Genomic DNA, 15,750 nt, shown 5'->3' on the forward strand with positions numbered 1-15,750 from the left:
CTATGGGGATTTTACAGTGGGTATTTGTATTAGCGATTTTTTGCCCGTTTCTCGTATTCGTTATAAGCGCTTGGTTTTTTAAACATCCAGATCAATCCATTACTTTTCGAACGGCGATGGATATAACGACACCATTTTTTATTGTCGCTGTCATTCTTGGCTTACATAGTGTTTTTGAGCTACCAGGTATGGTGATTACAACGGGATTATGCGTGCTACTTGCTATTTTTATGTTTTATGTTGAACGAAAAATACAAAAAAGAATTAAAATCATTCCATTTTTACAACGTATTTGGAGAGCTTATTTTTTAGTGTTTTGTGTGATATATTGTTGTATATGGATTTTTGGTATCGTGATTTATGGCTTCCGCCAAGTGTTTTAAGGCAGATTACTTTAATATCGAGATATTTCATAATAAGATGAAATACATACCATGTTTAGTGAGGTTACATATAGTAAGTAGAGGAGATTTGACACATGCATTTGGAGCAAGTTTGCATTCCATTTAATAATAAAATTTTGGAGCATTATGATGCGCAACATGAAACGATGGCAGCGTTTTTTCCGTATGGCGTAAGTGATGAGGAGTTTCAACGACGTTATACGTATTTAAAACAGCAACCACGCACAGCCGGTTTAGCGGAAGCGATTCGTGCATATATGACACCATTCGGTTTAACAGAGGCAATTGAACAAAATATTACGGCATTGGCAAATGGTGCTGTAGCGATTGTTGGCGGGCAGCAAGCGGGTGTATTCACAGGTCCTTTGTATTCGGTCTATAAAGCAATTACGGTACTTGTTGTTGCAAAACAGCAGCAACAGAACCTACAAGCGCCTGTTGTTCCAGTGTTTTGGATTGCAGGAGAAGACCATGATTTAGAGGAAATTAATCATACGTATACGATTGCGCAACAACAGGTGAAAAAGCGTGGTTATAGTGAGCGTGTAACACGAAAAACAATGGCGTCGACAACAAAGCTGTCGCAAGAAGCGATTGTGCAGCTTATTGAAACGGTGTTTTTCGATTACGGGGAAACGGCGTATACTGCACAGCTTGTGGAGCAGTTAAAAGAAGCAGCAGCAAAAAGTGAGACATTCACAGATTTCTTTACACATGTGATGAACGGTTTCTTTAGTGCGCACGGCTTATTAATGATTGATGCGGCATCTGCTAACATGCGACAATTAGAAAGTGCATATTTTGAGCGTTTAATTGATGCTGCACCGTCGATTGCACAAGCGGTAACTGCGACAGAAGCACAGTTTGACAAAGCAGGCTACGGTACACCGATTATGGCACAGCCGAACAATGCCAATATTTTTTACGTACGTGAAGGTGAGCGTTTTTTACTGACGTATAAAGACGGTGTTTTTTCAAATGCGCAAGCAAATGTTCATTTTACATCGGCACAATTAAAAAACATTGCAAAAAACACGCCTGAGCAGTTAAGCAATAATGTAGTGACGCGCCCAATGATGCAAGAGATGGTCTTTCCGGTGCTTGCATTTGTTGGTGGTCCGGGTGAATTAGCATATTGGGCAACGCTAGCGAACGGTTTTGAACAAGTAGGCTTACAAATGCCGATCTTCGTGCCGCGCTTTATGTTTACGATTGTCGATAAGACGATTGAAAAATGCGCAGAGCAGCTGGAGTTAGACATTCCAACGGTGATTGCACATGGCGTAACGCAGCAACGCGAAGCATTTATTGCGTCACTACAAACGCAACAAGTGACGTCACCAGTATTACAAATGGAACAACAGCTACGTGAACAATATGTTCAATTACAAAGCTTTTTACAACAGCAGCACATTCATTTAGATAATGTGCTTGCAAAAAATATGAAGCAACATACGCAGCAACTTGATTATTTAATGGCAAAAATTGAAGAGCAAGTATTGCGTCAACATGACACGACACTTCAACACTATGACGTATTAGCACATCAATTACGTCCGAATGGTTCTTACCAAGAACGCGTATTTGCGCCGCATTATATGCTGAATAAATATGGTGAAGATTTTGTCGACCGCTTACTACGCTTGACGTACAGTGTAAACAACACACATAAAATCATTTTTGTATAAACATATTTCACTTTTAAGCTACAGAGAGAGGGGCAACCTTTTTCTGTAGCTTTTTGTCTTTATAAGAGGGAATACGCATTCCATCAAGCTTCCAGAAATCAGTTAAGCATAATTGCGAAAAAGAAAGGGTCTATTTTCTTATTTTTTGTAATGTACATTACAATTACAGAAATGCTGTAGAGGAAAGTAAGGGGTTGTGGTACATTATATGTTATAAAGTGGGGAAGTAACAGCATTCTAGGCGATTACTGATTCGAAAACAGTGACCGAATGAAGGATAAAAAATAGGTCTAAGGTTTGTTGTTTAGTTCTTTTTTTATGACTACTTTCTGGAAGTGCAAATCATGTGAACACCTCACGCACAGTCGTTGCCTATTCTAGCATGTGAAAGGAATAGCGCTAACGCTGTAAGAAAATTTAAATGGCTTTGATTTTTAAGCCTCAAAGGAGCGTCACCAGTATGTTCGATCATACGACTGTCTTACTGGCAGAAACTGTAGATGGCTTGAACATCAACCCAGATGGTATCTATGTGGACTGCACATTAGGTGGAGCGGGTCACAGTGAATATTTAGTCAAACAATTATCAGAAAAAGGTCGTCTTATTTGTTTCGATCAAGATACAATTGCAATTGAAAATGCAAAAGTGCGTTTAGCACCTTACATAGATCGCGTTACATTTGTCCATTCAAATTTCCGCTATTTAAAGGATGAGCTAGCGGCACTAAATATTGATGAAGTAGATGGGATTTTATACGACCTAGGAGTTTCATCGCCACAATTAGATACCCCAGAGCGTGGATTCAGCTATCACCATGACGCACTGCTTGATATGCGTATGGACCAAACAGCGGAGTTAACAGCCTTTCATGTTGTGAATGAATGGGCATATGAAGATTTAGTGCGTATTTTCTTCCGTTACGGTGAAGAGAAGTTTTCAAAGCAAGTAGCTCGTAAAATCGAAGCGGCACGTGAGCAAGCGCCGATTCGTACAACTGGCGAATTAGTAGAGTTAATTAAAGATGGCATTCCAGCACCGGCACGTCGTAAAGGTGGACACCCTGCAAAGCGTGTATTCCAAGCGATTCGTATTGCTGTAAATGATGAACTAGGCGCAGCTGAAGATTCATTAATGGATGCCATTGACTGCATTAAAGTGGGGGGGCGCATTAGCGTTATTACGTTCCACTCACTAGAAGATCGTTTAACAAAAACGATTTTTAAAGAAGCATCGTCGTTACCAGATTTACCACCAGGCTTACCGATTATTCCAGATCATTTAAAGCCAACGTTGAAGCTTGTTACACGCAAGCCGATTTTACCTTCAGAAAGTGAACTTGAAAGCAATAACCGAGCGCGTTCAGCGAAGCTCCGTATTGTAGAAAAAATCAACGACAAAGGACGTGAGTAGATGGCATTACGTGCACAGCAACCACAGTTTGAACCACAACACCAACCACAGCGCGAGCAAAAGAAAAATCGCCAACCGAAGCCTGCCAGAAAATTTGGCTGGTTTCATGTGACCCCTGGTGAAAAAGGATTAATGGCATTATTTTGTATTGCATTAGCATTTTTAGGTATTTTAAATTTAAATGCACATTCGGCTGTACAAGAAACAAATATTGCGATTTCAAAAACTGAAGATCAAATTAATACGATTTCCGATGAAAATGAAGAACTATACGTACAAGTGTCAGAGCTTTCACGTTATGAACGTATTTGGGAGCGCGCACAACAATTAGGCTTAACGCAAAATGAAGAGAATGTTCGGGTAGTGTCAGGTCAATGAAACAACAATTTGTATCAAAGTGGGGAGCCTTTGCTTTATTAGTCTTTTTCGCAGGGCTCTCTTTACTATTTATCGGACGATTTTTTATCATTCAATCTTCAGGACAAACGCATGGTGAAGATTTAGTATTAAAGGCAGCTGCGCAATATGAGCGACAGTATATTTTAGATGCGAAGCGCGGAGAAATTTTAGACCGCAACGGGCGCGTCATTGCAGAAGATACGCAAAGTTTCCGTCTTGTTGCGACAGTCGATGAATCATTATCACAAGTAGGACGTAAACCGATTCACGTGGTGGACCCTGAGGAAACAGCAAAAGTGTTAGCGAAATATTTAAATGCGACCGAGGAACAAATTTTAGAACGTTTATTAAAGCCAGGTGCGAAGCAAGTAGAATTTGGTTCGTATGGGCGTGGCTTAACCTATGAAACGATGGCGCTTATTAAAGAAGAGGAATTACCAGGTATTTTCTTCTATAGCGATTCAAAACGTTATTATCCAAACGGTAGTTTCGCATCCTTTTTAATCGGTTATGCAAAGTCCGATGAAGTAAAAGATGAACGGACAGATACGTACAAAATGCAAACGACTGGTCAAATGGGTGTCGAAGCGTATTATGATGATATTCTTGAGGGTACAGATGGTTATGAGAACTATCAAGCAGACCGTAGAGGCTATTTATTACCAGGTTCAACGCATTTTATTACCGAGGCAAAAGATGGTTACAATATTAAATTAACGCTCGACAAAACGATTGAAAACTTTGTCGATGATGCGATGACACGTGTGTACGATAAATATGATCCACAAGAAATGGTCGTTGTTGTAGCCGATCCAAATACCGGTGAGATTTTGGCGATGTCACAACGTCCAACGTTCGACCCGAACACACGCGCAGAGCTACCTAAAATTTCATCATGGCTAAACCAAGCGACAGAAGATACGATCGAGCCTGGTTCAACAATGAAAATTTTCACGTTAGCAGCAGCAATTGAAACAAATAATTGGCTGCCGAATGCACAATATAAATCTGGGCAATATAAAATGCCAAACTCGATGCGTATTGTACGTGACCATAATCAAGTTGGTTGGGGAACGATTTCGTTTTTAGAAGGATTCCAGCGCTCGTCTAACGTGGCAATTGCGTATATGATGGAACGACTTGGGACAGCAACATTTTTAGAGTACGTTGAAAAGTTCGGTTTTGGTCAAAAGACAGGGTTTATTACGAAACAAGAAGCGAGCGGTGTTATTTTAAAAAATAACCCGCAAGATATTATTTCGACTGCGTTTGGTCAAGGTTCAACTGTAACGCCTTTACAGCTTGTACAAGCAATGACGGCGATTGCGAATGAAGGTGTGATGATGAAACCTTATATCGTCGATGAAATTGTTGACCCAAATACGGGGAAAGTTGTTGAAGCGAATGAGCCTACACAATTAGGCACACCAATTTCTGCAGAAACAGCGCAGCAAGTAAAGGATATTTTAGCATCAACGGTTACGGTTGCTCATGGTACAGCAAAGCAATTTGCAATTGACAATTATTCAGTAGCAGGTAAAACGGGTACAGCGCAAATCGTCAATGAAAATGGTACATATGATTGGGGCTCAGATGAGTTCTTGTACTCATTTTTAGGAATGGCGCCTGTGGAAGACCCACAGTTAATTGTTTATGTAGCGGTGCAAAAACCGAAGCTAGAAGGTGTAGCAGGTAGTACCCCAGTTGCAGAAGTGTTTACATCCGTTATGGAAAATAGTTTGAAATATTTAAATATCGACCCTGCAAATACAGTAACAGCAGAAACAACAAAGCTGGAACAGTATGTTGGGCAGACGGTAGCAGCGGTACAGCCACAGCTTGAAAGCTTAGGGCTTGATGTGTCTATTATTGGTGAAGGTGGAACGATTACAGCGCAGTACCCAGCAGCGGAAACAGCGATTGTGTTAGGCGACCGTGTGTTTTTACAAACGGATGGTCCGACTGTGTTGCCAGACTTTACAAATTGGTCATTGCGTCATATTTTAACGTTTGAACAACTGGCCAACTTAAATTTAGTGCCGGTTGGTGAAGGATATGCCGTTAGTCAAAATGTGGAGCCAGGTACGCTTATGACAAGTCGTACGCCAGTGGACATTTTATTGCAAACACCACAAGAGCAATATATGAACAGCGAAGCAAGTACTGAACAGGCAACCGACGAGGAAACACAACAGGTTGCTGAGCCGGAAACATCGGATGAACAGCAATAATACAAAAGCCGTTCACGTATAAACTGCCTAGCAGTTGTGAACGGCTTTTTTTATTCGTTGCGCGTTCTGAATGAGGAATAGAAATAAATTACAAAATTTCTCGAAACCTATCTTTTAAAATCGCGTAGAAAGTTCTATTATTAGGGATGGACAACATAAATTGAACAACAATAGAGGAGAGCATTATGACAGTCGCATCGACCATTATTATTTTAGTAGTAGCATTTTTATTATCAGTTGTTATTGCACCATTCGCGATTCCGATGCTGCGCCGTTTAAAATTCGGGCAAAGCATTCGTGAAGAAGGTCCGCAATCACATTTGAAAAAAGCAGGCACACCAACGATGGGTGGTATTATCTTTTTACTATCGATTTTACTGACAACGATTATTCTAGGCTTGGTGTATGAGTACTTTACGGTAGAAACAACGATTTTATTATTAGTATTTATCGGCTTTGGTGTTATCGGCTTTTTAGATGACGGCTTAAAAGTAATTTTTAAGCGTAATTTAGGCTTAACATCAATTCAAAAACTAATTGGCCAAATTATTATTGCCATCGTCGCATACTTTTTACTGCAAATGGGCGATACATTTGAAACAACATTATCGCTATTTGGTGCAACGGTTGATATTGGCATTTTATATGTTGCCTTTTTAATTTTCTGGTTAGTAGGTTTCTCAAACGCCGTCAACTTAACGGATGGCTTAGACGGTTTAGCATCAGGTACATCGGCGTTTGCGTTTGCGGCATTTGGGATTATTGCTGTGCTACAAGACCAAGCGGATGTTGCGATTTTCGCCTTTGCGGTAACAGGTGCGTTACTTGGCTTCTTAGTATTCAATATGAAGCCAGCAAAAGTGTTTATGGGTGACACAGGTTCATTAGCACTTGGTGGCGCATTAGCTATGTTATCTGTATTAACGAAAACAGAATTTTTATTATTGCTAATTGGTTTAGTGTTCGTTATTGAAACATTATCGGTTATTTTACAAGTAGGTAGCTTTAAATTACGTGGTAAACGTATTTTCAGAATGAGCCCAATTCATCACCACTTTGAAGAAGGTGGCTGGTCTGAGTGGAAGGTTGTTATTGTCTTCTGGTCAGTCGGCTTTGTGGTAGCGGTAATTGGTGTATTAGTGGAGGCGTTCGTATGAAGCAGTACAAAGATTTAGTCGCAAAAAAAGTATTGGTATTAGGGTTAGCGAAATCAGGCGTGGCAGCAGCAGAGTTATTACATTCATTAGGTGCATTTGTAACGGTGAATGACGCGAAGCCATTTGATGCAAGTCCAGATGCACAAGGATTATTACAAAAAGGCATTACGGTTATTTGTGGCCGTCACCCGGAAGATTTATTGGATGAAGGCTTTGAATTAGTCGTGAAAAACCCAGGGATTCCATATTTTAATCCTGTTGTGGCAGATGCGACACGCCGTGGGATTCCAGTATGGACAGAAGTGGAGCTTGCGTATTTAATAAGCGAAGCGCCAATGATTGGTATTACAGGTTCTAACGGCAAGACAACAACGACAACATTAGTATACGAAATGTTACGTGTTGGAGGTTTACAGCCGTTAATCGCAGGGAATATTGGTACGGTGGCTTGTGGTGTTGCTGAAAAGGCGACAGCTGATAATGTCATTGTAACGGAATTATCATCATTCCAATTAATGGGCACAAATAGCTTTAAGCCACATATTGCGGTATTAACGAATTTATATGATGCGCATTTAGATTACCACGGAACATTCGATGCGTATGCAGATGCGAAGTTTGGTGTAACACGTAATCAAGATGAGCATGATTACTTTATTTATAACGCAGACCAGCCGACTGTTGTCGCATATGCGGAGAAGTCAAAGGCACAAAAAATCCCATTCACAACAAAGGGGCGTACAGAGGTTGGTGCAAGTGCTGATGATGTCGCAATTTATTGGAATGGCGAAAAAGTAGTCGATCGTGCAGATATTGTATTACCAGGGCAACATAACGTAGAAAATATTTTATGTGCGATTGCAACGGCAACTTTATTAGGGTGTGAAGCGTCAGCTATGACACAAGTGTTAGCGACATTTGGCGGTGTTCGTCACCGTACGCAATTTGTGCGCGAATGGCAAGGTCGTCGTATTTATAACGATTCCAAGGCAACAAACTGTTTAGCGACAAAAAGTGCACTAGAAGCGTTTACGTCACCACTTGTATTATTAGCAGGGGGCTTAGACCGCGGTCATTCATTTGAAGAATTGCGTGAAGCGATGCAGCATGTACGTGTATCCATTTCATTCGGTGAAACAGGCATGCGCTTTGCAGAGTTTGCAAAGTCTTGTGGTGTAGAAGAAGTCATCGTTGCGGTAAATGTAGAAGATGCAGCGGCGTATGCACGTAAGCTTTCGCAACAAGGCGATATCATTTTACTATCACCTGCATGTGCAAGCTGGGATCAATACGAAAGCTTTGAAGTTCGTGGCGATTTATTTATTGAAGCTGTGACGAAATTTTAAAAACGAACAGGAGTGGTAGAGAAATCGTGGCGACTTCTCTACCACTTTTTTGTGAAATGAGGTGGCATATTGGCGAAAAAAATAATTGATATTGAAAACCGTATTCCACAATTAGCTCGTCGAAAAAAGCGCCGGCGTATGCTTCAATATAGCTTTATTGGCATTATTGTGTTGTTACTTGTTGTGATTGTGATTTATCAACAGTCGCCATATAGTAAAATCCAAACGATTCAGATTGATGGAGCAGATTATAAAGACGAAGCTTATTATAAAGAGCAATTACCGCTACAAATAGGTGACTCGATGTGGTTTAATGTCGGCGATATGGAGCAAACAATTGCCAATAATGATTGGATTAAACAGGCACATATTGAACGGGATTGGTTAACGACCGTGTCGATTACGATTGAAGAGTATGCACATGTCGGCTATGTTCAGCAAGAAAATGAATATTATGCTGTGTTGGAAAATGGCGATATTGTCGGCGAGTCATTAGCAGCATCGGTCATTGATGCACCATTATTAAGCGGCTTTCATGATGATGCGTATTTTAGTGAAATGTTGAAGCAACTAGCGCAGTTAAAGCCAGAAGTGTTGACGTTAATTTCTCAAGTGCTGTATACACCTTCAAAATCTGATAAAAGTGTTGTTACTTTATATATGACAGATGGCTATGAAGTGCGTGTATTAATTCATGAGTTCGCAACGAAAATTAATTATTATCCTGCGATTGTTGTGCAGCTTGCGGATATTGAAGCAAAAGGCATTATTGATTTAGAAGTCGGTTCATACTTCACGTCATTTGATGCGGAGTACGGCATTCGTATTCAAGAAGAAACGTATATTGAGGAGTCGGATGAACAGCCAGCAAGTGATGAAGTGCCTGAGACAGAACAGGAAGCACCAGCAAGTGATGATACAGAAGCGGTCAATACGTCAGTAGGAGCAGCATAATATGTTGACGACGCGACGCATTACATTGCTGTTAGTATCAATCGCCACGGGTTTTTTAGTGACGTACGCGTATAAAGTAACGCAGCAGCAAGAGGTACAATTACCAGCTAGCTTTGAACAGCGGGAGGCGTATCGACAAGAGCTAATTGAACAACAGGAGCGCAATAAGGCGTTAGCTGAGGAGTTACGAGCTGTACAGGAGGCTGTATTTGCCTACGAGCAACAACTTGCGACAGAAGCGCGCGAGTATGAGCAAAATGTTGACGAAGCGGAGCGTTTGCGACAATTAATCGGTTTATTACCTGCTGAAGGGCAAGGTGTACGTGTGACGCTAGAAGACGGTGATTACGACCCGAGATCTTATAATCCAAATGATTACATTGTACATGAGCGCCACATATTCGAAGTGGTCAATGAGTTGAAAATAGCAGGCGCGGATGCAGTAGCAATTAATGGCAAACGGCTAAAAGCGAATTCGTATATATTTTGCAACGGTCCGGTTGTTGTTGTAGATGGTGAAGAATTTCCCGCACCGTTTGTCATTGAAGCGATTGGTGAGCGTAATACGTTAGAAGAAGCGGTTCGTTTAACAGGTGGCGTGTTGGATCGCCTGGTGAATGACCGTGTTGTTGTGACAATCGAGCCAGTTGAACGTTTAATGCTCGGCGTTGCGCAAGTAGGGGAGTAGCAAATGAAAACATTTTTATTTACAGTGCTCTTTTGTCTATTCGGTTTTTTAGTGGCAGTACAATATAACACCGTACACACACCACAGGAAGTGAGAGACACGCGTGAAACATGGGAAATTCGTCAAGCATTGGCCGAAGAAAGAGAGCAACATTCAGCGTATTTAGAGCAAATCGAACAACAAACAGCGCTATTGACGCAATATAAACGAGCTACGACAGATGAAACAACACAAGTATTGACCGATACTGTTACGCAGCTTGAGCAAGTGGCAGGCCTCACGCCGTATAACGGTCCTGGCATAACAGTACACATTGCCCCAGCTGAAGAGGCAGTGGCGCTAGGCTTAGAAGCGAGTCACATACCAGTAACAACGCTACAACGTTTTGTGAATGATATGTATCGGTACGGTGCGCGCTCGATTGACATTGCAGGCGAGCGTTTAATCGCGACATCGGCAATACGTACGATTGGTGACGTGACAACAGTTAATAGCCGGGCGATACAAAAGCCACCTCTGACGATTCATATTGCAACGACAACGCTTGAAGCAGCGGAAACATTGCGTCAACGTTTAGTTGTGTCGACCGCTGTGGAGTCTTTATATATCGACAATTTAACGGTGCAAATAGACGCACCTTCACAGAATACGACATTAGCACCTTATGTAGGAGACCGGAATTAGGTAAGCTTTACACAAGCAATAGGGAGGATGAAGACAATGTGGTTACCACTTTTAGGACTCGCGTTAGGTATTGCACTTGGTATGCTCACAAATATTCAAATCCCCGTTGCTTATGAAAGTTATTTATCGATTGCGCTGTTAGCGACAATGGATACACTTGTTGGCGGTGTTCGGGCACATTTACAAAAAGTTTACGATGACGTTGTATTTGTAACCGGATTTTTCTTCAATATTGTGCTAGCAGCGGGGCTAGCGTTTTTAGGTGTACATCTCGGCGTGGATTTATATTTAGCCGCTATTTTCGCATTTGGTGTGCGATTATTTCAAAATATCGCGGTCATTCGTCGCTTATTGCTTGCCAATTGGTCAGAGAAGCGCACACAATCGAAAAAAAAGTAAGCAAATCGCAGTGAAAATTCGAGTTTTCTGCTGTTTTACTTAGACAACAGACACAATTTACAATAGAATGTAAATAGGAGTAATAAAAGGAGGTGCAGTCAGTTGGGTCAGCAAAAAATATATGCAGCATTAGATATTGGATCTTCTGCGGTAAAAGTATTAATTGGGGAAATTGGTAATGGCCAGCTGCATGTCATTGGTGAAGGTAAAGCACATTCAAATGGCGTAAAAAAGAGCGCAATTGTTGATATAGAAGCAACAGTGCAGTCGATTAAACGTGCTGTTGAAAATGCCGAGCGCATGACAGATTTAAAAATCGATGAAGTCATTCTAGGCATTCCTGCAAATCAGGTCGCTTTACAGGCAGCAAAAGGCGTTGTTGCTGTAAATAGTGAGAATAAAGAAATTAGTGATGATGATTTGCATCGTGTAATGGATTCTGCACAAGTAATGTCGATTCCACCCGATCGCGAACTTATAAACTTAATTCCACGTCAGTTTATTGTGGATAGCTTAACAGAGATTAAGGACCCACGTGGTATGATAGGTGTGCGTTTAGAAGTAGATGCCACATTGATTACAACGTCGCGCACATTAAGTCACAACTTAATTCGTTGCGTAGAGCGCGCAGGTTTAACGATTCGTGAAATTGTATTGCAACCTTTAGCGGGTGGGCGATTAGCATTAACAGATGATGAATTAAATCAAGGAACGGCATATATTGATATTGGTGGCGGCTCGACAACTGTTGCGGTATTTGAAGACGGTCTATTAAAACATACGGCAGTTGTACCGGTTGGTGGCGACCACGTCACGAAAGATTTATCAATCGTCTTAAAAACAACGACTGATGAAGCGGAACGTATTAAATATCAATATGGTCATGCATATTTTGAAGAAGCGTCAGATACCGAGTTATTTGATGTAACGATTGCTGGGGCGGATTCAAAAGACCAATACAGCCAGAAATACATAGCTGAAATTATTGGTTTCCGACTTGAAGAATTGTTCGAAATGGTATTGGATGAACTTGGACGTATGGGTATTCAAGATTTACCAGGAGGCATTGTGCTAACGGGTGGTATGGCGAAACTAGAAGGTATTGCGCAGCTTGCACATCAGATTGTGCAAACGCGTGTACGTGTATATGCGCCAGATTATATCGGGGTACGTGACCCGAGCTATACGACAGCAGTTGGGTTAATCCATTACTTTGCAGAAGAAGAAGCGTTTTACGGTGACTCGTCAGCAACAGAGCAAATCGATTATGGAAATAATCCGTATGACGGAGAAGAAGACACGTGGGATTCGAATTCTGAATACGAGGATGAAGTAGAAGCAACACGCGAGAAGAAACCAGATGTAAAGGCGAAAGTAAAGAATTTCTTTACACGTATGTTTGAATAAACTATATTACGATGAGTCACGGTAGGAGGAGAAAATAATGTTGGAATTTGATACAAATATTGACCAAATGGCGATCATAAAAGTTGTCGGTGTAGGTGGCGGCGGTAATAACGCTGTAAACCGTATGATTGAGCACGGTGTGAAAGGTGTCGAGTTCATCGTTGTGAACACAGACGCACAAGCATTAAACTTATCAAAAGCAGAAACACGTATTCAAATCGGCGGTAAATTAACACGCGGTTTAGGTGCAGGTGCGAACCCTGATGTCGGTAAAAAAGCGGCAGAAGAAAGCCGTGAGCAATTAGAAGAAGCTTTACGTGGCGCAGACATGGTATTCGTGACTGCAGGTATGGGTGGCGGTACAGGTACAGGTGCAGCACCGGTAATCGCACAAGTTGCACGTGACTTAGGTGCATTAACAGTAGGTGTTGTGACAAAGCCATTCACATTCGAAGGGAACAAACGTCAAAAGCAAGCAATCGGTGGCGTGAATTCAATGAAGGAAGCGGTTGACACATTAATCGTGATTCCAAACGATAAGTTATTACAAATCGTTGATAAAAACACACCAATGCTTGAAGCATTCCGCGAAGTAGATAATGTATTACGCCAAGGTGTATCTGGTATTTCGGATTTAATCGCGGTTCCTGGTTTAATCAACCTTGACTTTGCAGACGTGAAAACAATTATGTCTGAAAAAGGTTCAGCATTAATGGGTATCGGTATGGCTTCAGGTGAAAACCGCGCAGCAGAAGCAGCGAAAAAAGCCATTTCATCTCCATTATTAGAAACATCAATCGAAGGCGCTAAAGGTGTTATTATGAACATCACAGGCGGCTCAAACTTAAGTTTATTTGAAGCTGGTGAAGCAGCAGATATTATTAAAGCGGCAGCTGATTCAGATGTAAACATCATCTTCGGTTCTGTTATTAACGAAAATTTAAAAGATGAAATTATCGTAACGGTGATTGCGACAGGTTTCTCTGATGAGTCTGCAACGCGCCAAGCACCACGTCCAGGTATGGGCATGGGTCGTCAAGCGCAACAGCAACCACCAGTGCAACAACAGCAACCACAATACGACTATTATCAACAACCGCCTGTACAACAGCAACCAGTACAGCAAGAACCAATTCGTCAAGCACCGCCGCAACAGCAGCAGTATAACCAAGACGATTTAGATGTTCCAGCGTTTATTCGTAACCGTCGTAACAATCGTTAATTTCGTAAGAAGCCGGCACATTTTTGCCGGCTTTTTTTGTGATGACAAGCAGCTAAGCGTGAGCGTGAACGAGCAGGGCGAACGCTGTGCTTCGTCATGTAAGACCGATGTAATACAGCTACCCTCAATTCGTTGATAATTCGGACGTAGCTTGTTACAATAAAAGAAAAATGTAAAGTTGGGAAGTATTGTGACAACGATTAAACAAAATTTAGCAACGATTACACAACAAATAGAAGACGCGTGCCAAAAAGCGGGACGTTCAGCAACGGAAGTTACTTGTATCGCTGTAACAAAATCCGTATCAGTTGAACGTACGCAAGAAGCGATTGATACAGGCATTCTACATGTCGGTGAAAACCGTCCAGAGGGCTTACTGCACAAACAGGAGCATATTACAGCACCTGTCGTGTGGCATTATATTGGCTCGTTACAAACACGTAAAGTCAAACAAGTTATTCAAACAATTGATTATTTACATTCGTTAGACCGTATGAGTTTAGTAGAAGAAATTCAAAAACGTGCTGAGAAAACGGTAAAATGTTTTGTTCAAGTAAATGTATCGGGGGAAGAGTCAAAACATGGCTTAACACCAGCAGACGCAATTGCTTTTGTAAAGACGTTGGCAGCATATGACCGCATTGAAGTAGTCGGTTTAATGACAATGGCACCTGATGTGGAGGACGAGGCAGTCATTCGTCGCACATTTAGCGGGTTAAAAGAAGTGCAACAGCAAATTTGTGCGCTTGAATTACCGTACGCCCCTTGTCGCGAACTTTCAATGGGCATGTCAGGTGATTTTGCAATTGCTATTGAAGAAGGAGCAACGTTTATTCGCATTGGTACAGCACTTGTTGGCGAATGAAAGTGAGGGATGAGCATGAGCTTCATCAATAAACTGAAAAATATTCTTGACTATAACGATATTGAAGAAGATGATGACGATGTAGTTCAAGAACAACCAGAGCGTAAGGCTGCGCCAAAGATTCAAGCAGCGCGGTCAGTAGAACAGCAGGTTACACCGATTCAAGCTGTTCCACGACCTGTTAAAAAGGAGGCACCACGTATCGTGAATGAAGTATCACAACAAAATAATTTAGTGAATTTACAAGCAGCTGTACAGGCAAAAACATCAAAAGTAACGCTTGTAGAACCGCGTGTTTATGCCGAGGTAAAAGATATTGCAGATGAGCTAAAAAGCCGTCGCTCTGTCATTGTGAATTTGCATCGTGTTGAGCACGAGCAAAAGAAGCGTATTATCGATTTTTTAAGTGGCACAGTATATGCCATTGCTGGCGATATTCAGCGCGTAGGGGCAGATATTTATTTATGCACACCAGCAGATGTTGAAGTTTCAGGTGAAATTTCAGCAATGCTAGCCAATGAAGATTTTTAAAAATACATTTATGAGTGAGGGTCCATATGACAGTATCGTTAGCGTCTAGCATTTTATCGTTAATAAATATTTTATTTACGATTTATTCATTCGCGATTATTGCCTATATTTTAATGAGCTGGATTCCGTCTTTACAGGAATCCGCAGTCGGTCAATTTTTAGCTAAAATTGTCGAGCCGTATTTAGGCATTTTCCGCAAATTTATTCCACCGATTGGTATGATTGATATTTCACCAATCGTTGCGATTTTCTTGTTAAACTTTATTCAACGTGGTGTATTGATTGTAGCGCAATATATTTTAGTTGCATTAATATAAACGCATAAACTAGCTGTGCTGGAAGCTTTTCGCTTTTGCACAGCTTT

16 protein-coding genes are annotated in these 15,750 nt (G+C 41.3%); all 16 read left to right on the plus strand.

The genetic code is table 11. The features are described from left to right. Nucleotides 1–2 precede the first annotated feature (2 nt). Nucleotides 3–383: a DUF3397 family protein gene (locus A6M13_RS04365; RefSeq protein ID WP_066543227.1), complete on the plus strand. Its 381-nt coding sequence runs from the start codon at nucleotides 3–5 to the stop codon at nucleotides 381–383. Between the two features lie 95 nt (nucleotides 384–478). Beyond that, complete coding sequence (bshC, locus tag A6M13_RS04370) at nucleotides 479–2,092, plus strand: bacillithiol biosynthesis cysteine-adding enzyme BshC (RefSeq protein ID WP_066543228.1); 1,614 nt, start codon at nucleotides 479–481, stop codon at nucleotides 2,090–2,092. A 460-nt stretch (nucleotides 2,093–2,552) separates the two neighbouring features. After that, complete coding sequence (rsmH, locus tag A6M13_RS04375) at nucleotides 2,553–3,503, plus strand: 16S rRNA (cytosine(1402)-N(4))-methyltransferase RsmH (protein ID WP_066543230.1); 951 nt, start codon at nucleotides 2,553–2,555, stop codon at nucleotides 3,501–3,503. Further along, a complete protein-coding gene (ftsL, locus tag A6M13_RS04380) occupies nucleotides 3,504–3,881 on the plus strand; it encodes a cell division protein FtsL (protein ID WP_066543232.1) in 378 nt (125 codons plus the stop codon). It abuts the gene before it with no gap. Further along, nucleotides 3,878–6,133, plus strand: a complete 2,256-nt coding sequence (locus A6M13_RS04385; RefSeq protein ID WP_066543234.1) for a penicillin-binding protein — start codon at nucleotides 3,878–3,880, stop codon at nucleotides 6,131–6,133. Before ftsL ends, A6M13_RS04385 begins: the two co-directional genes overlap by 4 nt. A gap of 185 nt (nucleotides 6,134–6,318) precedes the next feature. Then, on the plus strand, nucleotides 6,319–7,290 hold the full coding sequence (gene mraY / locus A6M13_RS04390; protein WP_066543235.1) for a phospho-N-acetylmuramoyl-pentapeptide-transferase: 972 nt from the start codon (nucleotides 6,319–6,321) through the stop codon (nucleotides 7,288–7,290). Further along, on the plus strand, nucleotides 7,287–8,636 hold the full coding sequence (gene murD, locus A6M13_RS04395) for a UDP-N-acetylmuramoyl-L-alanine--D-glutamate ligase (RefSeq protein WP_066543236.1): 1,350 nt from the start codon (nucleotides 7,287–7,289) through the stop codon (nucleotides 8,634–8,636). Before mraY ends, murD begins: the two co-directional genes overlap by 4 nt. 69 nt (nucleotides 8,637–8,705) lie before the next feature. Then, entirely contained in the window at nucleotides 8,706–9,590 is an 885-nt protein-coding gene (locus tag A6M13_RS04400) for a cell division protein FtsQ/DivIB (protein ID WP_066543237.1), read from the plus strand. A 1-nt stretch (nucleotide 9,591) separates the two neighbouring features. After that, the gene (locus tag A6M13_RS04405) at nucleotides 9,592–10,278 is read left to right on the plus strand and encodes a DUF881 domain-containing protein (RefSeq protein WP_066543239.1); all 687 of its coding nucleotides are present in this window, start codon (nucleotides 9,592–9,594) and stop codon (nucleotides 10,276–10,278) included. Nucleotides 10,279–10,281: 3 nt separating this feature from the next. After that, complete coding sequence (locus A6M13_RS04410; RefSeq protein ID WP_066543241.1) at nucleotides 10,282–10,962, plus strand: DUF881 domain-containing protein; 681 nt, start codon at nucleotides 10,282–10,284, stop codon at nucleotides 10,960–10,962. 36 nt (nucleotides 10,963–10,998) lie between these two features. Beyond that, complete coding sequence (locus A6M13_RS04415; RefSeq protein ID WP_066543242.1) at nucleotides 10,999–11,361, plus strand: small basic family protein; 363 nt, start codon at nucleotides 10,999–11,001, stop codon at nucleotides 11,359–11,361. A 102-nt stretch (nucleotides 11,362–11,463) separates the two neighbouring features. Continuing rightward, nucleotides 11,464–12,768 (plus strand): cell division protein FtsA, encoded by a 1,305-nt coding sequence (ftsA, locus tag A6M13_RS04420; protein WP_083998221.1) that lies wholly within the window; start codon nucleotides 11,464–11,466, stop codon nucleotides 12,766–12,768. Between the two features lie 37 nt (nucleotides 12,769–12,805). Next, the gene (gene ftsZ / locus A6M13_RS04425; protein ID WP_066543243.1) at nucleotides 12,806–13,990 is read left to right on the plus strand and encodes a cell division protein FtsZ; all 1,185 of its coding nucleotides are present in this window, start codon (nucleotides 12,806–12,808) and stop codon (nucleotides 13,988–13,990) included. A 190-nt stretch (nucleotides 13,991–14,180) separates the two neighbouring features. Next, the gene (locus A6M13_RS04430; RefSeq protein WP_066543245.1) at nucleotides 14,181–14,855 is read left to right on the plus strand and encodes a YggS family pyridoxal phosphate-dependent enzyme; all 675 of its coding nucleotides are present in this window, start codon (nucleotides 14,181–14,183) and stop codon (nucleotides 14,853–14,855) included. 15 nt (nucleotides 14,856–14,870) lie between these two features. Continuing rightward, entirely contained in the window at nucleotides 14,871–15,386 is a 516-nt protein-coding gene (locus A6M13_RS16650; protein ID WP_066543246.1) for a cell division protein SepF, read from the plus strand. 26 nt (nucleotides 15,387–15,412) lie between these two features. Next, complete coding sequence (locus A6M13_RS04440; RefSeq protein ID WP_066543249.1) at nucleotides 15,413–15,703, plus strand: YggT family protein; 291 nt, start codon at nucleotides 15,413–15,415, stop codon at nucleotides 15,701–15,703. Nucleotides 15,704–15,750 lie beyond the last annotated feature (47 nt).

The sequence above is a fragment of the Caryophanon tenue genome, from assembly GCF_001700315.1.
GTDB lineage: Bacteria > Bacillota > Bacilli > Bacillales_A > Planococcaceae > Caryophanon > Caryophanon tenue.

Excerpts from the sequence above, each read along its gene's own strand:
- A6M13_RS04365 (WP_066543227.1), top strand. The coding sequence starts at position 3 with ATGGGGATTTTACAGTGGGTATTTGTATTAGCGATTTTTTGCCCGTTT.
- bshC (WP_066543228.1), top strand. The coding sequence starts at position 479 with ATGCATTTGGAGCAAGTTTGCATTCCATTTAATAATAAAATTTTGGAG.
- rsmH (WP_066543230.1), top strand. The coding sequence starts at position 2,553 with ATGTTCGATCATACGACTGTCTTACTGGCAGAAACTGTAGATGGCTTG.
- ftsL (WP_066543232.1), top strand. The coding sequence starts at position 3,504 with ATGGCATTACGTGCACAGCAACCACAGTTTGAACCACAACACCAACCA.
- A6M13_RS04385 (WP_066543234.1), top strand. The coding sequence starts at position 3,878 with ATGAAACAACAATTTGTATCAAAGTGGGGAGCCTTTGCTTTATTAGTC.
- mraY (WP_066543235.1), top strand. The coding sequence starts at position 6,319 with ATGACAGTCGCATCGACCATTATTATTTTAGTAGTAGCATTTTTATTA.
- murD (WP_066543236.1), top strand. The coding sequence starts at position 7,287 with ATGAAGCAGTACAAAGATTTAGTCGCAAAAAAAGTATTGGTATTAGGG.
- A6M13_RS04405 (WP_066543239.1), top strand. The coding sequence starts at position 9,592 with ATGTTGACGACGCGACGCATTACATTGCTGTTAGTATCAATCGCCACG.
- A6M13_RS04410 (WP_066543241.1), top strand. The coding sequence starts at position 10,282 with ATGAAAACATTTTTATTTACAGTGCTCTTTTGTCTATTCGGTTTTTTA.
- A6M13_RS04415 (WP_066543242.1), top strand. The coding sequence starts at position 10,999 with ATGTGGTTACCACTTTTAGGACTCGCGTTAGGTATTGCACTTGGTATG.
- ftsZ (WP_066543243.1), top strand. The coding sequence starts at position 12,806 with ATGTTGGAATTTGATACAAATATTGACCAAATGGCGATCATAAAAGTT.
- A6M13_RS16650 (WP_066543246.1), top strand. The coding sequence starts at position 14,871 with ATGAGCTTCATCAATAAACTGAAAAATATTCTTGACTATAACGATATT.
- A6M13_RS04440 (WP_066543249.1), top strand. The coding sequence starts at position 15,413 with ATGACAGTATCGTTAGCGTCTAGCATTTTATCGTTAATAAATATTTTA.